Raw genomic sequence first — 17154 nt, forward strand, 5'->3', positions numbered from 1 at the left:
GTGGCTAAAAAAACGTCAATGAGTCATAAAGCGTAGCGCAGGATGACACCGACATTTATGATTAACATCATGCCCGAGACACTTTTCAGGCATGATCTAAGAAATACATATTGATTCTAAGCTATTTTGCACAATTTTCCGCCGATGGCAGAATATGCGATAATTTGATATGCCGGAGCGGATAGAATCTGGTTATCTCAGGCTGGCACAGAATACCCGATCGCAGGTGTTATGCCAAAATTTTTTGAACGATGTCATAGTCAGTTGTTGTTTTAAAAAATATTTTAATTTTTATATGTGAAGTTGAGGTAAGCCATGTCGACACCCGAGCAACGCCCGGTCAGTTTCTTCAGTTTGTTTAGCCGGGGGCAGTATTATGCAAAGACGTGGCCGCTGGAAAAACGGCTCGCGCCGGTGTTTGTTGAAAACCGCGTCATCCGTGCAACGCGCCACGCCATCCGTCTGATGCCGCCGCTGGCCATCTTTACGCTGTGCTGGCAAATCGCGCTTGGCGGCCAGCTTGGTCCCGCGGTTGCTACCGCGCTGTTTGCGCTGAGCCTGCCAATGCAGGGGCTATGGTGGCTGGGTAAACGCTCGGTGACGCCGTTGCCCCCTTCTATATTGCAGTGGTTTTATGAAGTGCGCGGTAAATTGCAGGAGTCAGGGCAGGCGCTGGCGCCGGTTGAAGGCAAGCCGGATTACCAGGCGTTGGCTGACACGCTTAAGCGCGCCTTCAAACAACTGGATAAAACTTTCCTCGATGATTTGTAATTGAGGGCGAAAAACGCATATAAAAGAAGACACAATCATTGTGTCTTTTTTTATGCTGCAAAGCGCAACAGGAGTCGAAAAATGGAAATGACCCATGCTCAACGTCTGATTTTGTCTAACCAATACAAAATGATGACTATGCTTGATCCCGACAACGCTGAGCGCTACCGCCGCCTGCAGACCATCATCGAACGTGGTTATGGTTTACAGATGCGTGAACTGGATAGGGAATTTGGGGAACTCAAAGAAGAGACCTGTCGTATTGTTATCGACATCATGGAAATGTACCACGCGCTGCACGTCTCCTGGACCAACCTGAAAGACGCCAGCACCATCGACGAACGCCGCGTCACCTTCCTCGGCTTTGATGCGGCTACCGAAGCGCGATTCCTCGGCTACGTTCGCTTTATGGTCAACATTGAAGGCCGCTACACCCACTTTGATGCCGGCACCCACGGCTTTAACGCGCAAACCCCAATGTGGGATAAATACCAGCGCATGCTGAACGTCTGGCATAGCTGCCCGCGCCAGTATCACCTGAGCAGCAACGAAATTAACCAAATCATCAACGCCTGATGGAGGCTACCGTGCAGTGTCGAGGTTTCCTCTTTGATTTAGACGGCACGCTGGTGGACTCGCTGGCGGTGATTGAACGCTCCTGGCGTCTGTGGGCCGACAGCTACGGCGTTGACCCGGAAGCGGTGCTGGACTACATCCACGGCAAACAGGCGATCACCACGCTGCGCCACTTTATGCCCGGAAAATCGGAAGCGGAAATTCAGGCGGAGTTCTTACGGCTGGAGCAGATAGAAGCGGGGGATCTTAACGGTATCCGCGCGCTGCCGGGCGCCGTTGAACTGCTGGAGCATCTGGAAGCCAACGCGATTCCGTGGGCAATTGTGACTTCGGGGTCGATTCCGGTGGCCTATGCGCGCCACCGCGCCGCCGGGCTTCCGCAGCCGAACGCCTTTGTTACCGCCGAACAGGTGAAGCGCGGTAAACCGCAGCCGGATGCCTATCTGCTAGGGGCTGAACAGTTGGCGCTACCACCGCAGGCATGTCTGGTGGTGGAAGATGCGCCCGCGGGCGTGCAGTCTGGCCTCGCGGCTGGCTGTCACGTGGCTGCTGTTAACATGCCGCCGGAAACGCCGGAGCTGCTTGAGGTTGATTTTGTACTCTCCACGCTCTCGGCGCTACGCGTTGAGAAATTGCCGGATGGCACGGTCAACGTCACGCAGAATGCCTGATCTTATGATTTAGCCCCACACCGTTGGGGCTTTTTTCTGTCACTATGGTGAACGCCTTTTAGTTGATTCTCTAACCGCTTAATTGATGACAAGGAAATGTTGTGAACGGTGAACTGATTTGGGTGCTCTGTCTGTTAGCGATTGCGGTTGTCCTTTTTGCCACCGGCAAAGTCCGCATGGATGCGATCGCTTTGGGCATTATTGTCGCTTTTGTTCTCAGCGGTACATTGACGCTCAGCGAAGCGTTTTCTGGTTTTAGCGATCCTAACGTTATTCTGATTGCCGCGCTGTTTATTATCGGCGATGGCCTGGTGCGAACCGGCGTGGCAACCAATATGGGCTCCTGGCTGGTGCAGGCCGCGGGAAGCAGTGAAACCAAAATGCTGGTTTTCCTGATGCTGACGGTGGCCGGGTTGGGGGCGTTTATGAGCTCCACCGGGGTCGTGGCCATATTCATTCCGGTGGTGCTCAGCGTCTCTGCGCGCATGAATATCTCTCCCTCTCGCCTGATGATGCCGCTCAGCTTCGCCGGGCTTATTAGCGGCATGATGACGCTGGTCGCCACGCCGCCAAACCTGGTGATTAACAGTGAGCTGATTCGCGAAGGCCTGGAAGGTTTTAGTTTCTTCAGCGTTACGCCGATTGGCCTTGTGGTGCTGGTGCTCGGCATCTTCTACATGCTGGTGATGCGTTTTATGCTGAAAGGTGACGACGGCAATACGTCGCGCGATGGCCGCAAACGCAGCACTTTCCGTGACCTTATCCGCGATTATCACCTTACCGGGCGTGCCCGTCGTCTGGCGATTCGCCCCGGCTCGCCGATGATTGGTCAGCGTCTGGACGACATGAAGCTGCGCGAACGTTACGGCGCGAACATTATCGGCGTTGAGCGCTGGCGTCGTTTTCGTCGGGTGATTGTGAACGTGAACGGGGTGTCGGAATTCCGCGCCCGCGATGTGTTGCTGATCGATATGTCGGCGGCGGAAATTGACCTGCGCCAGTTCTGCAGCGAGCAGATGCTGGAGCCGATGGTACTGCGCGGTGAGTATTTCTCCGACCAGGCGCTGGACGTGGGGATGGCTGAGGTGTCGCTGATCCCTGAATCTGAACTGCTCGGAAAAAGCGTGCGTGAAATGGGCTTTCGTACCCGCTACGGCCTGAACGTGGTTGGCATGAAGCGCGACGGCGAGGCGCTGGACGGCTCGGTGGTGGATGAACCGCTGCAGTTGGGCGATATCGTGCTGGTGGTAGGCAACTGGAAGCTGATTAGCCAACTGGCGCAAAACGGCCGCGACTTCGTGGTGCTGAATCTGCCGGTAGAAGTGAGCGATGCCTCACCGGCGCACAGCCAGGCTCCCCACGCCATCTTCTGCCTGGTGCTGATGGTTGCGCTGATGCTGACCGATGAAATTCCAAACCCGATTGCGGCGATTATTGCCTGCCTGCTGATGGGGAAATTCCGCTGTATCGACGCCCAGAGCGCCTACAAGTCTATTCACTGGCCGAGCATTATTTTGATTGTCGGCATGATGCCGTTCGCGCTGGCGCTGCAAAAAACCGGCGGGGTCGATCTGGTGGTGAAAGGGCTGATGGACATCGGCGGCGGGCAGGGACCTTATCTGATGCTGGGCTGCCTGTTCGTGATGTGCGCGGCAATTGGCCTGTTTATCTCCAACACCGCAACGGCGGTGCTGATGGCGCCAATTGCGCTGGCGACGGCGAAATCGATGGGGGTGTCTCCCTATCCGTTTGCGATGATAGTGGCGATGGCGGCGTCCGCTGCGTTTATGACGCCGGTCTCTTCACCGGTGAATACGCTGGTGCTGGGGCCTGGGAAGTACAGCTTTAGCGACTTTGTGAAAATCGGCGTGCCGTTTACCGTCCTGGTGATGATTGTCTGCGTGGTGCTGGTGCCGATTTTGTTCCCGTTCTGATTTTCCCCGGCGTCGCTGCGCTCGGTCGGGCTACACATTGAACGTAGCCCGGCCGAGCGAATGCGACGCCGGGAATACAGACAGCTACAGCGGCGAATCCTGGCTTATTTCATCAAGCGAAAGATGGAAGCTTGGCACAAACACCTCCATAAAATAGTCCATCTCTTCGCTGCGGCGTGAGGCCAGCGTCTTCTCCAGACGGCCCTTCGCCAGCAGGAATTCATTGTTTCCCGCCGACAGTTCCTCCAGGCATTTCAGGTATGCGCACAGCGCGTCAGCCTGTTTCACAATCGCTTTTTCTTCATCGCTGCTCTGATGTTCGTCGATCAGCGGCGCAAAAATATCGTGCAGCTCTTCCGGCACCATATCGATAAGCTTCTGCTGGGCGATTTTCTCGATCGCTTTATATTCCTGCGCAATCTGCGAGTTGAAATACTTCACCGGCGTAGGTAAATCTCCGGTTAAGACTTCAGAGGCGTCGTGATACATCGCCAGCAGCGCAATACGCTCGGCGTTAACCTGACCGTTGAACTTACGATTTTTAATGGCGGCGAGCGCGTGGGCGACCATCGCGACCTGCAGACTGTGTTCAGAGACGTTTTCGGTGCGCACGTTGCGCATCAGCGGCCAGCGGTTGATTAACTTGAGGCGGGAGAGGTGGGCAAAAAAATGACTCTGATTCATAACGACCCTTACGCGTTAACAACAGTAAAGGCATTGTGCGCAGAGATGGCCGCTGGATGCAAATACCAGCGGCCATAAGTAGCATCAGAGCTGGTGATAGCCCGACAGGAAACGACCAAAGCGGGTAATCGCCATCTCCAGGTCATCTTCGCGCGGCAGAGTCACGATACGCACGTGATCCGGCCACGGCCAGTTAAAGGCGGTACCCTGAACCAGCAGCACTTTCTCCTGCAGCAGGAAGTCGAGCACCATGCGCTGATCGTCATGGATGTTAAAGCGCTTAGCGTCAATTTTCGGGAACATATATAGCGCGCCTTTCGGCTTCACGCAGGAGACGCCTGGGATCTCGTTGATAAGCTCCCACGCGCGGTTGCGCTGTTCGTACAGTCGACCACCTGGTGTGATGAACTCGCTGATGCTCTGATAGCCGCCCAGCGCGGTCTGAATAGCGTGCTGCGCCGGAACGTTAGCGCACAGGCGCATGGAAGCCAGCATTTCCAGCCCTTCAATATAGCCTTTGGCGTGTTTCTTCGGCCCGTTCAGCACCATCCAGCCCTGACGGAAACCGGCAACGCGATAGGTTTTGGACAGACCGTTAAAGGTAATGGTCAGCAGATCCGGCGCCAGCGCGGCGATCGAATGGTGCTGCGCTTCGTCGTAGAGGATCTTGTCGTAGATTTCATCGGCGAAGATGATCAGGTTGTGCTCGCGGGCGATCTCAACAATCTCCAGCAGCAGTTCTTTGGAATAGACCGCGCCGGTTGGGTTGTTGGGGTTAATGATGACAATCCCACGGGTGCGCGGCGTGATCTTAGCGCGGATATCGTCTAAATCCGGGAACCAGTCGGCAGATTCGTCGCACAGGTAGTGCACTGCTTTACCGCTGGAGAGCGAAACGGCCGCGGTCCACAGCGGATAATCTGGCGCGGGAACCAGCATCTCATCACCGCTGTTCAGCAGTGCCTGCATCGCCTGAACGATAAGCTCAGATACGCCGTTGCCGATATAAATATCTTCTACCGTCACGTCGCGCATGCCGCGCGCCTGGTAGTGCTGCATGATGGCTTTACGGGCGGAGTACAGCCCCTTGGAGTCACAGTAGCCCTGAGCGGTAGGCAGGTTACGGATCACGTCAACCAGAATCTCATCCGGCGCGTCAAACCCGAAAGGTGCCGGGTTACCGATGTTAAGTTTAAGGACCTTATTGCCTTCTTCTTCAAGACGCTTCGCCTCTTTAAGAACTGGGCCACGAATGTCGTAACATACGTTGTCTAACTTGCTGGATTTTTCAATGGGGGACATGAATCGTTGACCTTTTTAGCTGTTATTGCCACTCCCTGCCGTGGAAGTCAGCACGGAACAATGTACTCCGCATCCCCGGGGTTTTGAAGGGTTAACAGTAGAAGATTTTGTTCATCTTGCGTTGTTGGTACATTGTTTTTTACTGTCTGATAAGGGCTATCGTTGTGGGATGTTTTGTTAATTTATTGTTCAATAGTGCAAATCACTAAAGTTTGGTTGATGTATGGATTTTATGCCTGGTAAAAAGAAAATGATTTAGCTTAGGTGCTAAGGTTGCTCGATATACTTTAAGCATTCTTCAATATTTTTAATTTTTAATTAAATAATGGCGAATAAGGATTAGGGGTGATACCCATTTTTGTGAAGTTGATGTTAAGGATTACTGATGATGAAAATTAATATTTTCTTATATTTTGAAAAGTAATGCCTGTGAATTGTTAGATTTCTTAAATTGTTTTGAATCTAAACCTTTTTCTTTATTGAGATAGAACTTATTTAAGGCTTATAAATCTTATGGTTTTCGGTTAATATGAGGATGAGCGCCAGACTCTCATTAGCTGTTTTTGTTGATGATTATCAAGGCTGATTCCATAACTTGATGTTATTCATTGGATTTATTGGCTTCTTTTATACATACAATCTTCATTCTGATGCATTATCGCGGTGGCACCCCTACAGCTTCTTACGCGAGAGTGAACCCAGAACGAAATGGATTATTAGCCTCAGGGCAAAGGATATATTGCAAAAGGAACTGTTACTCACGGTAGTAACAGAAAATTTAATACTGACACTCATCAGGCAGTCATTCGTCAATGATTGGTGAAAGATGATTTAAAGGATTAGCCTGAACTTTTGAGTGCAGCATCAATTAGGCAGGTCGGATCTCCGAACCTGTAAGTGGATTAATATGATAAATGCCAATCGTCCGATACTGAACCTCGATCTCGATCTGCTGAGAACCTTTGTTGCTGTTGCCGACCTGAGCACCTTCGCGGCGGCGGCGGCGGCGGTGTGCCGCACTCAATCTGCCGTCAGCCAGCAAATGCAGCGCCTGGAACAACTGGTGGGGAAAGAGCTCTTTGCCCGCCATGGGCGTAATAAGCTCCTCACCGAACATGGCATCCAACTGCTGGGCTATGCGCGAAAAATTCTGCGCTTCAACGATGAAGCATGCACGTCGCTAATGTTTAGCTCCCTGCAGGGGCAGCTAACGCTCGGCTCATCAGATGAGTCCTCTGATACCATTCTCCCGTTCCTGTTGAACCGCATTAGCTCTGCCTATCCGAAGCTGGCGCTGGATGTGCGGGTTAAACGTCACTGCGTGATGGCCGAGATGCTGAAAAGCAAAGAGGTCGATCTGGCGCTGACGACGCATCCGTTGGAAGGTTTTGAGTCGACGATTTTACGTACGTCGCCTACGCTTTGGTATTGTGCGGCGGACTTCACCCTGCGCCCGGAAGAGCCGGTACCGCTGGTGTTGCTCGACGATCCAAGTCCGTTCCGCGATATGATTATCAAAACGCTGGATGCCGCCGGTATCGCGTGGCGTCTGGCATACGTTGCCTCAACGCTCTCCGCCGTTCGCGCTGCGGTTAAAGCGGGTCTTGGCGTGACCGGTCGGCCGGCCGAGATGATGAGCCCGGATCTCCGCGCCCTCGGCAAAGGAGAGGGGATGCCAGACCTACCGGAAACGGAATATATGCTCAGCTACAACGTGGAGAGCGAAAACGAGCTGGCGCAGATGATTTTCCAGTCTCAGGAACAGCGTTACGATCCGTGGCCGAATGCTGGCAGTTATACCTCGGAAGGGGGAGATAATTCCCTTATTCATGAGAGGGACTTTGATTAACAACTCGCTCAAAATGTAGTAACAAAATGTGAATGCAAAAAAGAATCGTAGACGAAGAAAAATCCGTTTGCGGTTCTTTTTTCGTACTTCTACGTAGCCAGAAAAAAAATAAATCTAATAATGTGATAATAATCATGCAATTAGAATTATTTTCCTCTTCAAATGCCCTACCATTAAACGCAAAGTCATATCACCTGCTAATGTTAAAAAAACGGATAGATTGTTGCCGTTTTGCGGGTCGAATTAACAAAAGCGTGTCTTAGATCAAGAAAATACTCCTCATTGGGGGGAGGAATCATTAGAAAATCCTGTCAAAATAGAAGGGTAATTCTTGTTGTCGCTACAAAACGGACACGATTCAACAACAGGTAAACCGCAGGGTCTATTGAGCTGAATCAAATCAAAGGGCACGTAATGTTAATGAAATGCTTTTGATGTAAATTAATGTGAGGAAACTTTTGTTAAAGTTGACAAAAGGTTATAGAAAGGAGTAAAAAACCTCCACATTTTGCGGTCTATGTTTCGAATTGGGCTGTTTGTTGGTTTTTTAATCCTCCCCATGAATCGATGTAGCGTCCATCTGCCGGTAAGAGCAGAGGTGGTAATGCTACTTATTTGGTTAAGCAATGCGTATGTCAACATCCACTGAAATCATCGCTCATCACTGGGCATTCGCTATCTTTCTGATCATTGCCATTGGCCTGTGCTGCCTGATGTTAATCGGCGGCTGGTACCTTGGTGGTCGCGCACGCGCAAGAAGCAAAAACACCCCGTTTGAATCGGGTATCGACTCCGTTGGCTCCGCTCGTTTGCGTCTGTCGGCTAAGTTTTATCTGGTCGCCATGTTCTTCGTCATCTTCGACGTTGAAGCGCTCTACCTCTACGCCTGGTCAACGTCCATTCGCGAGAGCGGTTGGGTTGGCTTTATCGAAGCCGCCATTTTCATATTTGTGCTGCTGGCTGGTCTGGTTTACCTCGTTCGCATCGGCGCGCTTGATTGGACGCCTGCGCGTTCTCGCCGCACGCTGGCTAACCCAGAAACCGACAGCGTCACTAACCGTAATACGCAGTAAAAGCGAGGCAATAAGATGGATTATACGCTCACCCGCATAGATCCTAACGGTGAGAACGACCGTTACCCCCTGCAAAAACAGGAGATTGTTACCGATCCCCTGGAGCAAGAGGTGAACAAAAGCGTGTACATGGGGAAACTCGAACACGCGCTTCACGACATGGTCAACTGGGGCCGTAAGAACTCAATCTGGCCTTACAACTTCGGCCTTTCTTGCTGCTACGTTGAAATGGTGACGTCATTCACTGCGGTGCATGACGTTGCGCGTTTTGGTGCGGAAGTACTGCGTGCGTCCCCACGTCAGGCTGACCTGATGGTGGTTGCCGGTACCTGCTTCACCAAGATGGCTCCGGTTATTCAGCGCCTGTACGACCAGATGCTGGAACCGAAATGGGTTATCTCAATGGGCGCCTGTGCAAACTCCGGTGGTATGTATGACATCTACTCCGTGGTGCAGGGCGTGGATAAATTCATTCCTGTCGACGTGTATATTCCAGGCTGCCCTCCGCGCCCGGAAGCCTACATGCAGGCGCTGATGCTGCTGCAGGAATCCATTGGTAAAGAACGTCGCCCACTGTCGTGGGTTGTTGGCGATCAGGGCGTTTACCGCGCCAACATGCAGTCGGAGCGCGAGCGTAAACGCGGCGAACGCATTGCGGTGACGAATCTGCGGACACCGGACGAGATTTAATTTGCGCCTGCGGGCGGTGGCACTTTTTGACTTCGCAAACCAATATACAACAGCGCGAAGGCCACCCCCGGCAGTCACCACGGACCTTTTGCAATGGTGAACAATATGACCGATTTAACCGCGCAAGACGCAGCCGCATGGCAAACCCGCGATCACCTTGATGATCCGGTCATCGGCGAACTGCGCAACCGTTTTGGGCCGGATGCTTTTACCGTTCAGGCCACTCGCACCGGGATACCCGTTGTATGGGTTAAGCGCGAACAGCTGCTCGAAATTGTCGACTTCCTGAAGAGGTTGCCAAAGCCTTACGTCATGCTTTTCGATCTCCACGGCATGGACGAACGTCTGCGTACGCACCGCGAAGGTTTACCTGCCGCGGACTTTTCCGTTTTCTACCACCTGATCTCAATAGACCGCAATCGCGATATCATGCTCAAGGTGGCATTGTCTGAAAACGACCTGAACGTCGCGACCATCACCAAACTTTTCCCGAACGCCAACTGGTATGAGCGTGAAACCTGGGAAATGTTCGGCATTACCTTTAACGGTCACCCGAACCTGCGCCGCATCATGATGCCGCCGACCTGGGAAGGCCATCCGCTGCGTAAAGACTACCCGGCGCGCGCCACCGAATTCGACCCGTTTGAGCTGACGAAAGCCAAGCAGGATCTGGAAATGGAAGCGCTGACCTTCAAACCGGAAGAGTGGGGCATGAAGCGCGGGACCGAAAACGAGGACTTCATGTTCCTCAACCTCGGCCCGAACCACCCGTCTGCGCACGGTGCATTCCGTATTATTCTGCAGCTTGATGGCGAAGAGATTGTCGACTGCGTACCTGACATCGGCTACCACCACCGTGGCGCTGAGAAGATGGGCGAGCGTCAATCCTGGCACAGCTACATTCCGTATACCGACCGTATCGAGTACCTCGGCGGCTGCGTGAACGAAATGCCGTACGTGCTGGCGGTAGAGAAACTGGCGGGTATCACCACGCCGGACCGCGTGAACGTGATTCGCGTGATGCTCTCCGAACTGTTCCGCATCAACAGCCACCTGCTGTACATCTCGACGTTCATTCAGGACGTCGGCGCGATGACGCCGGTCTTCTTCGCCTTCACCGACCGTCAGAAAATCTATGACCTGGTCGAAGCGATTACCGGCTTCCGTATGCACCCGGCCTGGTTCCGCATCGGCGGCGTGGCGCACGACCTGCCTCGCGGCTGGGATCGTCTGCTGCGTGAATTCCTCGAGTGGATGCCGAAGCGTCTGGACTCTTACGAGAAAGCCGCGCTGCGTAACACCATTCTGAAAGGCCGCTCCGTCGGCGTTGCTGCTTATACCGCAAAAGAAGCGCTGGAGTGGGGCACCACCGGTGCTGGCCTGCGTGCGACCGGTATCGGCTTCGACGTGCGTAAATGGCGTCCATACTCTGGCTACGAAAACTTCGACTTCGAAATCCCGACCGGCGGTGGCGTTTCTGACTGCTACACCCGCGTGATGCTGAAAGTGGAAGAGCTGCGCCAGAGCCTGCGCATTCTTCAGCAGTGCCTCGACAACATGCCGGAAGGCCCGTTCAAGGCGGATCACCCGCTGACCACGCCGCCACCGAAAGAGCGCACGCTGCAGCACATTGAAACCCTGATCACCCACTTCCTGCAGGTTTCCTGGGGCCCGGTTATGCCGGCGCAGGAGTCCTTCCAGATGGTGGAAGCGACCAAGGGTATTAACAGTTACTACCTGACCAGCGACGGCAGCACCATGAGCTACCGCACCCGTATCCGTACGCCGAGCTATGCGCACCTGCAGCAGATTCCGTCGGCGATCCGTGGCAGCCTGGTATCAGACCTTATCGTCTATCTGGGTAGTATTGATTTTGTTATGTCAGACGTGGACCGCTAATTATGCACGAGAATCAACAACCACAAACCGAGGCTTTTGAGCTGAGTGCGGCAGAGCGTGAAGCTATTGAGCACGAGAAGCACCACTACGAAGACCCGCGTGCGGCGTCCATCGAAGCGCTGAAGATCGTTCAGAAACAGCGTGGCTGGGTACCGGACGGTGCGATTTACGCGATTGCCGAGGTTCTGGATATTCCGGCAAGCGACGTAGAAGGTGTGGCAACGTTCTACAGCCAGATTTTCCGCCAGCCGGTTGGCCGTCACGTGATTCGCTATTGCGACAGCGTGGTGTGTCACATCACCGGTTATCAGGGCATTCAGGCCGCGATTGAGAAGAAGCTCGACATCAAACCGGGTCAAACCACCTTTGATGGCCGCTTCACCCTGCTGCCGACCTGCTGCCTGGGCAACTGCGACAAGGGGCCGACCATGATGATTGATGAGGACACTCACAGCCATCTGACGCCGGAAGCCATTCCTGACCTGCTGGAGCAGTATAAATAATGAAAAATATTATTCTGACTCCCGAAACCCATCCGCTGACCTGGCGTCTTCGCGACGACAAACAGCCGGTGTGGTTGGAAGAGTATCAGGCGAAAAACGGCTATGCCGGTGCGCGTAAAGCGCTCTCCGGGATGGCCCCGGACGAGATCGTCAACCAGGTCAAAGACGCTGGCCTGAAAGGGCGCGGCGGCGCGGGCTTTTCCACCGGTCTGAAGTGGAGCCTGATGCCGAAAGACGAATCCATGAACATCCGTTACCTGCTGTGTAACGCCGATGAAATGGAGCCGGGCACCTATAAAGACCGCCTGTTGATGGAACAGCTGCCGCACTTGCTGGTGGAAGGCATGCTGATCTCCGCGTTCGCCCTGAAGGCGTACCGCGGCTACATCTTCCTGCGTGGTGAATACATTGAAGCCGCACAGCACCTGCGTCGCGCCATTGCGGAAGCGACCGAAGCGGGCCTGCTTGGGAAAAACATTCTCGGCACCGGTTTTGACTTCGAGCTGTTCGTGCACACCGGGGCAGGGCGCTACATCTGCGGTGAAGAAACCGCGCTGATTAACTCCCTTGAAGGCCGTCGTGCTAACCCACGTTCTAAGCCGCCGTTCCCGGCGAGCTCTGGTGTGTGGGGTAAACCGACCTGCGTCAACAACGTGGAGACCCTCTGTAACGTTCCGGCGATTCTGGCCAACGGCGTTGAGTGGTATCAGAACATCTCCACCAGTAAAGATGCCGGCACCAAGCTGATGGGGTTCTCCGGGCGTGTGAAAAACCCAGGCGTCTGGGAACTGCCGTTTGGCACCACCGCGCGTGAAATCCTTGAAGACTACGCTGGCGGTATGCGTGATGGCCTGAAATTTAAGGCCTGGCAGCCGGGCGGCGCAGGGACTGACTTCCTGACCGAATCGCACCTTGACCTGCCGATGGAGTTTGAAAGCATCGGTAAAGCGGGTAGCCGTCTGGGTACCGCGCTGGCAATGGCCGTCGACCACGAGATCGGCATGGTTCCGCTGGTGCGTAACCTGGAAGAGTTCTTCGCCCGTGAGTCCTGCGGCTGGTGTACACCGTGCCGCGACGGCTTGCCGTGGAGCGTCAAAATTCTGCGCGCCCTTGAGCGCGGTGAAGGCCAGCCTGGCGACATCGAGACACTTGAGCAACTGTGTCGATTCTTAGGGCCGGGTAAAACCTTCTGCGCGCACGCGCCTGGTGCGGTTGAGCCGCTGCAGAGCGCCATTAAATATTTCCGCGAAGAATTCGAAGCAGGCATCAAGCAGCAGTTCAGCAACACCCATGCAATTAACGGGATTCAGCCGAACCTGCTAAAGACGCGCTGGTGATTCCCACAAACTCATTCAGGTTGCATCAAGGCGGCAACTGAGTGAATCCCCGGGAGCTTACATTGGTAAGTGACTGGGGTGAATGAAGGCAGCCAACGCAGAGGCAGCCTGAATGAGGAAGTGGTAACGATTTTTTTAATTTGGAAGCACGCTAATGGCTACGATTCATGTAGACGGCAAAGAGTACGAGGTCAACGGAGCGGACAACCTGCTACAGGCATGTCTCTCTATGGGTCTTGATATTCCCTACTTTTGCTGGCACCCGGCGCTTGGGAGCGTCGGTGCTTGCCGCCAGTGTGCGGTGAAGCAATATCAGAACGCGGAAGACACGCGTGGCCGCCTGGTGATGTCCTGTATGACACCGGCATCTGACGGCACCTTTATTTCTATCGACGACGCAGAAGCGAAGCAGTTCCGCGAGAGCGTGGTGGAGTGGTTGATGACTAACCACCCGCACGACTGTCCGGTCTGTGAAGAGGGCGGTAACTGCCACCTTCAGGATATGACCGTAATGACCGGTCATAGCTTCCGTCGCTATCGCTTTACCAAGCGTACCCACCGCAACCAGGACCTGGGGCCGTTCATCTCTCACGAAATGAACCGCTGCATCGCCTGCTACCGCTGCGTGCGTTACTACAAAGACTACGCTGACGGCACCGATCTCGGTGTATACGGCGCGCACGATAACGTCTACTTTGGCCGTCCAGAAGACGGTACCCTGGAAAGCGAATTCTCCGGTAACCTGGTTGAAATTTGCCCGACCGGCGTATTTACCGATAAGACGCACTCCGAGCGCTACAACCGTAAGTGGGACATGCAGTTTGCGCCAAGCATCTGCCAGCAGTGCTCCATCGGCTGTAACACCAGCCCGGGCGAGCGTTACGGCGAACTGCGTCGTATCGAAAACCGCTACAACGGTACCGTTAACCACTACTTCCTCTGCGACCGCGGTCGTTTCGGCTATGGCTATGTGAACCTGAAAGACCGTCCGCGTCAGCCGGTTCAGCGTCGTGGCGATGACCTCATCACCCTCAACGCCGAGCAGGCGATGCAGGGCGCGGCGGATATTCTGCGTCAGTCGAAGAAAGTGATTGGTATCGGTTCTCCACGTGCGAGCGTGGAAAGCAACTTCGCGCTGCGTGAACTGGTGGGTGCGGATAACTTCTACACCGGCATCGCCAAAGGCGAGCAGGAACGTCTGCAGCTGGCGCTGAAAGTGCTGCGCGAAGGCGGCATTCATACGCCGGCGCTGCGCGAAATCGAATCTTACGATGCGGTACTGGTGCTGGGCGAAGACGTTACCCAGACCGGCGCTCGCGTTGCGCTGGCGGTACGCCAGGCGGTGAAAGGTAAAGCGCGTGAAATGGCAGCGGCCCAGAAAGTGGCTGACTGGCAGATTGCAGCAATCCTGAACATCGGCCAGCGTGCAAAACACCCGCTGTTTGTCACTAACGTGGACGACACCCGTCTGGACGATATCGCCGCGTGGACCTACCGCGCACCGGTAGAAGATCAGGCGCGTTTAGGCTTCGCCATTGCCCATGCGCTGGACAACAACGCGCCGGCCGTTGACGGTATCGATCGTGATCTACAGGGCAAGATCGACGTGATCGTTCAGGCGCTGGCCGGGGCGAAAAAACCACTGATTATCTCCGGCACCAACGCCGGTAGCGCTGAAGTGATTCAGGCTGCAGCGAACGTGGCGAAAGCCCTGAAAGCGCGCGGTTCTGACGTTGGCGTGACGATGATTGCTCGTGCGGTGAACAGCGTTGGCCTCGGCATGATTGGCGGCGGCTCTCTGGATGACGCCCTGAACGAGCTGGAAAGCGGCGCTGCCGATGCGGTTATCGTGCTGGAAAACGACCTGCACCGTCATGCGGCTGCCAGCCGTGTGAACGCGGCGCTGGATAAAGCTCCGCTGGTGATGGTCATTGACCATCAGCGTACGGCGATTATGGACCATGCACACCTGGTGCTCTCGGCGGCAAGCTTTGCTGAAAGCGACGGTACGGTCATCAACAACGAAGGTCGCGCACAGCGCTTCTTCCAGGTGTATGACCCAAGCTACTACGACAGCAAAACCATCATGCTGGAAAGCTGGCGCTGGCTGCACTCGCTGCACAGCACCCTGGAAAACCGTCAGGTTGACTGGACTCAGCTGGACCACGTGATTGACGCTGCCGTCGCGGCGCTGCCGCAGCTGGCAGGTATCAAAGATGCTGCGCCGGATGCGACCTTCCGCATTCGCGGTCAGAAGCTGGCGCGTGAACCGCACCGCTACAGTGGTCGTACGGCCATGCGCGCGAACATCAGCGTTCACGAACCGCGTCAGCCGCAGGATAAAGACACCATGTTCGCCTTCTCTATGGAAGGGAACAACCAGCCGGGCGCGCCGCGCTCGCAGATCCCATTTGCATGGGCTCCAGGCTGGAACTCCCCGCAGGCATGGAACAAGTTCCAGGCGGAAGTGGGCGGCAAACTGCGTCACGGTGACCCGGGCGTACGTCTGATTGAAGCGTCTGCTAACGGTCTGGATTACTTCACCACCGTACCGGCAAGCTTCCAGGCTGAAGCCGGGAAATGGCGCGTGGCCCCGTACTACCATCTGTTTGGTAGCGACGAGATGTCACAGCGCGCACCGGTGTTCCAGAGCCGGATGCCGCAGCCTTACCTCAAGCTCAACCCGGCCGATGCCGCGGCGCTTGGCGTAAACGAAGGCGCGAAGATGGCGTTCAGCTTTGATGGTCAGACGGTCACGCTGCCGCTGGTCATTTCCAGCGGGCTGGTGGCAGGGCAGGTTGGTTTGCCGATGGGCATGCCGGGCATTGCTCCAGCACTGGCGGGCGCGCGTCTTGAGAATCTGCAGGAGGCACAGCAATGAGTTGGTTAACGCCGGATCTGATTGAGATCCTCCTTAGCATCATCAAGGCCGTGGTCATCCTGCTGGTGGTCGTCACCTGCGGGGCGTTCATGAGCTTCGGTGAACGTCGCCTTCTGGGCCTGTTCCAGAACCGCTACGGGCCAAACCGCGTGGGCTGGGGCGGTTCGCTCCAGCTGGTTGCCGACATGATCAAAATGTTCTTTAAAGAGGACTGGGTTCCGAAATTTACGGACCGCATGATCTTTACGCTGGCACCGGTTATCGCCTTCACCTCGCTGCTGCTGGCCTTCGCCATTGTGCCGGTCAGCCCAAGCTGGGTGGTCGCCGACCTCAATATCGGGATCCTGTTCTTCCTGATGATGGCGGGTCTCGCGGTTTACGCGGTGCTGTTCGCCGGCTGGTCGAGCAACAACAAATACTCGCTGCTGGGTGCGATGCGTGCGTCTGCGCAGACCCTGAGCTACGAAGTGTTCCTGGGTCTGTCTCTGATGGGCGTGGTGGCGCAGGCCGGTTCATTCAACATGACCGACATCGTCAATAACCAGGCTCACCTGTGGAACGTCATTCCTCAGTTCTTCGGCTTCATTACCTTTGCGATTGCGGGCGTGGCGGTATGTCACCGTCACCCGTTTGACCAACCGGAAGCGGAGCAGGAACTGGCCGATGGTTACCACATCGAATATTCCGGTATGAAATTCGGTCTGTTCTTCGTGGGGGAATACATCGGTATCGTCACCGTGTCGGCGCTGATCGTGACGCTGTTCTTCGGTGGCTGGCAAGGCCCGTTCTTACCGCCATTCATCTGGTTCGCGCTGAAAACCGCGTTCTTCATGATGATGTTCATTTTGATTCGTGCGTCGTTACCGCGTCCTCGTTATGACCAGGTAATGTCCTTCGGCTGGAAAGTGTGCCTGCCGCTGACGCTCATCAACTTGCTGGTAACGGCGGCTGTCATTCTCTGGCAGCAGCCATAAGGGGCTATAG

The 17154-nt window shown here is 54.8% G+C and carries 14 protein-coding genes; 12 read left to right on the forward strand and 2 right to left on the reverse strand.

Going from position 1 to position 17154, the window contains the following annotated elements:
* Nucleotides 1-315: 315 nt before the first annotated feature.
* From yfbV to HII27_RS04625, 4 genes are all read left to right on the forward strand, one after another.
* Entirely contained in the window at nt 316-771 is a 456-nt protein-coding gene (gene yfbV / locus HII27_RS04610; protein WP_185666803.1) for a terminus macrodomain insulation protein YfbV, read from the forward strand.
* Between the two features lie 81 nt (nt 772-852).
* A complete protein-coding gene (locus tag HII27_RS04615) occupies nt 853-1347 on the forward strand; it encodes a YfbU family protein (RefSeq protein ID WP_185666804.1) in 495 nt (164 codons plus the stop codon).
* Nucleotides 1348-1358: 11 nt separating this feature from the next.
* Entirely contained in the window at nt 1359-2018 is a 660-nt protein-coding gene (locus HII27_RS04620) for a sugar phosphatase (protein WP_185666805.1), read from the forward strand.
* Nucleotides 2019-2119: 101 nt separating this feature from the next.
* Nucleotides 2120-3952: an SLC13 family permease gene (locus tag HII27_RS04625; protein ID WP_185666806.1), complete on the forward strand. Its 1833-nt coding sequence runs from the start codon at nt 2120-2122 to the stop codon at nt 3950-3952.
* Between the two features lie 84 nt (nt 3953-4036).
* Here the strand turns inward: HII27_RS04625 and yfbR are convergent, their stop codons facing one another.
* Nucleotides 4037-4636: a 5'-deoxynucleotidase gene (gene yfbR, locus HII27_RS04630; RefSeq protein ID WP_185666807.1), complete on the reverse strand. Its 600-nt coding sequence runs from the start codon at nt 4634-4636 to the stop codon at nt 4037-4039.
* Nucleotides 4637-4720: 84 nt separating this feature from the next.
* Nucleotides 4721-5938, reverse strand: coding sequence for an alanine transaminase AlaA (alaA, locus tag HII27_RS04635; RefSeq protein WP_185666808.1), 1218 nt, complete (start codon nt 5936-5938; stop codon nt 4721-4723).
* A 907-nt stretch (nt 5939-6845) separates the two neighbouring features.
* Between alaA and lrhA the strand changes: the two genes are divergently transcribed.
* The 8 genes from lrhA (at nt 6846) to nuoH (ending at nt 17144) form a co-directional block, all read left to right on the forward strand.
* Nucleotides 6846-7787, forward strand: a complete 942-nt coding sequence (lrhA, locus tag HII27_RS04640) for a transcriptional regulator LrhA (RefSeq protein WP_185666809.1) — start codon at nt 6846-6848, stop codon at nt 7785-7787.
* A 626-nt stretch (nt 7788-8413) separates the two neighbouring features.
* Nucleotides 8414-8860 carry an NADH-quinone oxidoreductase subunit NuoA gene (gene nuoA, locus HII27_RS04645; RefSeq protein ID WP_185666810.1) on the forward strand — a complete coding sequence of 149 codons (447 nt, stop codon included), beginning with the start codon at nt 8414-8416 and terminating at the stop codon, nt 8858-8860.
* A 15-nt stretch (nt 8861-8875) separates the two neighbouring features.
* Nucleotides 8876-9550 carry an NADH-quinone oxidoreductase subunit NuoB gene (gene nuoB, locus HII27_RS04650; RefSeq protein WP_002913178.1) on the forward strand — a complete coding sequence of 225 codons (675 nt, stop codon included), beginning with the start codon at nt 8876-8878 and terminating at the stop codon, nt 9548-9550.
* 93 nt (nt 9551-9643) lie between these two features.
* On the forward strand, nt 9644-11449 hold the full coding sequence (gene nuoC, locus HII27_RS04655; RefSeq protein ID WP_115073849.1) for an NADH-quinone oxidoreductase subunit C/D: 1806 nt from the start codon (nt 9644-9646) through the stop codon (nt 11447-11449).
* A 2-nt stretch (nt 11450-11451) separates the two neighbouring features.
* Complete coding sequence (gene nuoE / locus HII27_RS04660) at nt 11452-11952, forward strand: NADH-quinone oxidoreductase subunit NuoE (RefSeq protein WP_035892483.1); 501 nt, start codon at nt 11452-11454, stop codon at nt 11950-11952.
* Nucleotides 11952-13289 carry an NADH-quinone oxidoreductase subunit NuoF gene (nuoF, locus tag HII27_RS04665; RefSeq protein ID WP_115073851.1) on the forward strand — a complete coding sequence of 446 codons (1338 nt, stop codon included), beginning with the start codon at nt 11952-11954 and terminating at the stop codon, nt 13287-13289. The genes nuoE and nuoF overlap by 1 nt, the downstream gene beginning before the upstream one ends.
* A 154-nt stretch (nt 13290-13443) precedes the next feature.
* Entirely contained in the window at nt 13444-16170 is a 2727-nt protein-coding gene (gene nuoG, locus HII27_RS04670; protein ID WP_185666811.1) for an NADH-quinone oxidoreductase subunit NuoG, read from the forward strand.
* Nucleotides 16167-17144, forward strand: a complete 978-nt coding sequence (gene nuoH / locus HII27_RS04675; RefSeq protein ID WP_185666812.1) for an NADH-quinone oxidoreductase subunit NuoH — start codon at nt 16167-16169, stop codon at nt 17142-17144. The genes nuoG and nuoH overlap by 4 nt, the downstream gene beginning before the upstream one ends.
* Nucleotides 17145-17154 lie beyond the last annotated feature (10 nt).

Origin of the sequence: Kluyvera sichuanensis (assembly GCF_014218705.1) — a bacterium.
Taxonomy (GTDB): domain Bacteria; phylum Pseudomonadota; class Gammaproteobacteria; order Enterobacterales; family Enterobacteriaceae; genus Kluyvera; species Kluyvera sichuanensis.

Bases quoted from the DNA above. Each gene is read 5' to 3' on its own strand.
- yfbV (WP_185666803.1), top strand. From the start codon at position 316: ATGTCGACACCCGAGCAACGCCCGGTCAGTTTCTTCAGTTTGTTTAGC.
- HII27_RS04615 (WP_185666804.1), top strand. From the start codon at position 853: ATGGAAATGACCCATGCTCAACGTCTGATTTTGTCTAACCAATACAAA.
- nuoC (WP_115073849.1), top strand. From the start codon at position 9,644: ATGGTGAACAATATGACCGATTTAACCGCGCAAGACGCAGCCGCATGG.
- nuoH (WP_185666812.1), top strand. From the start codon at position 16,167: ATGAGTTGGTTAACGCCGGATCTGATTGAGATCCTCCTTAGCATCATC.
- nuoF (WP_115073851.1), top strand. From the start codon at position 11,952: ATGAAAAATATTATTCTGACTCCCGAAACCCATCCGCTGACCTGGCGT.
- nuoE (WP_035892483.1), top strand. From the start codon at position 11,452: ATGCACGAGAATCAACAACCACAAACCGAGGCTTTTGAGCTGAGTGCG.
- nuoG (WP_185666811.1), top strand. From the start codon at position 13,444: ATGGCTACGATTCATGTAGACGGCAAAGAGTACGAGGTCAACGGAGCG.
- lrhA (WP_185666809.1), top strand. From the start codon at position 6,846: ATGATAAATGCCAATCGTCCGATACTGAACCTCGATCTCGATCTGCTG.
- nuoB (WP_002913178.1), top strand. From the start codon at position 8,876: ATGGATTATACGCTCACCCGCATAGATCCTAACGGTGAGAACGACCGT.
- nuoA (WP_185666810.1), top strand. From the start codon at position 8,414: ATGCGTATGTCAACATCCACTGAAATCATCGCTCATCACTGGGCATTC.
- yfbR (WP_185666807.1), bottom strand. From the start codon at position 4,636: ATGAATCAGAGTCATTTTTTTGCCCACCTCTCCCGCCTCAAGTTAATC.
- alaA (WP_185666808.1), bottom strand. From the start codon at position 5,938: ATGTCCCCCATTGAAAAATCCAGCAAGTTAGACAACGTATGTTACGAC.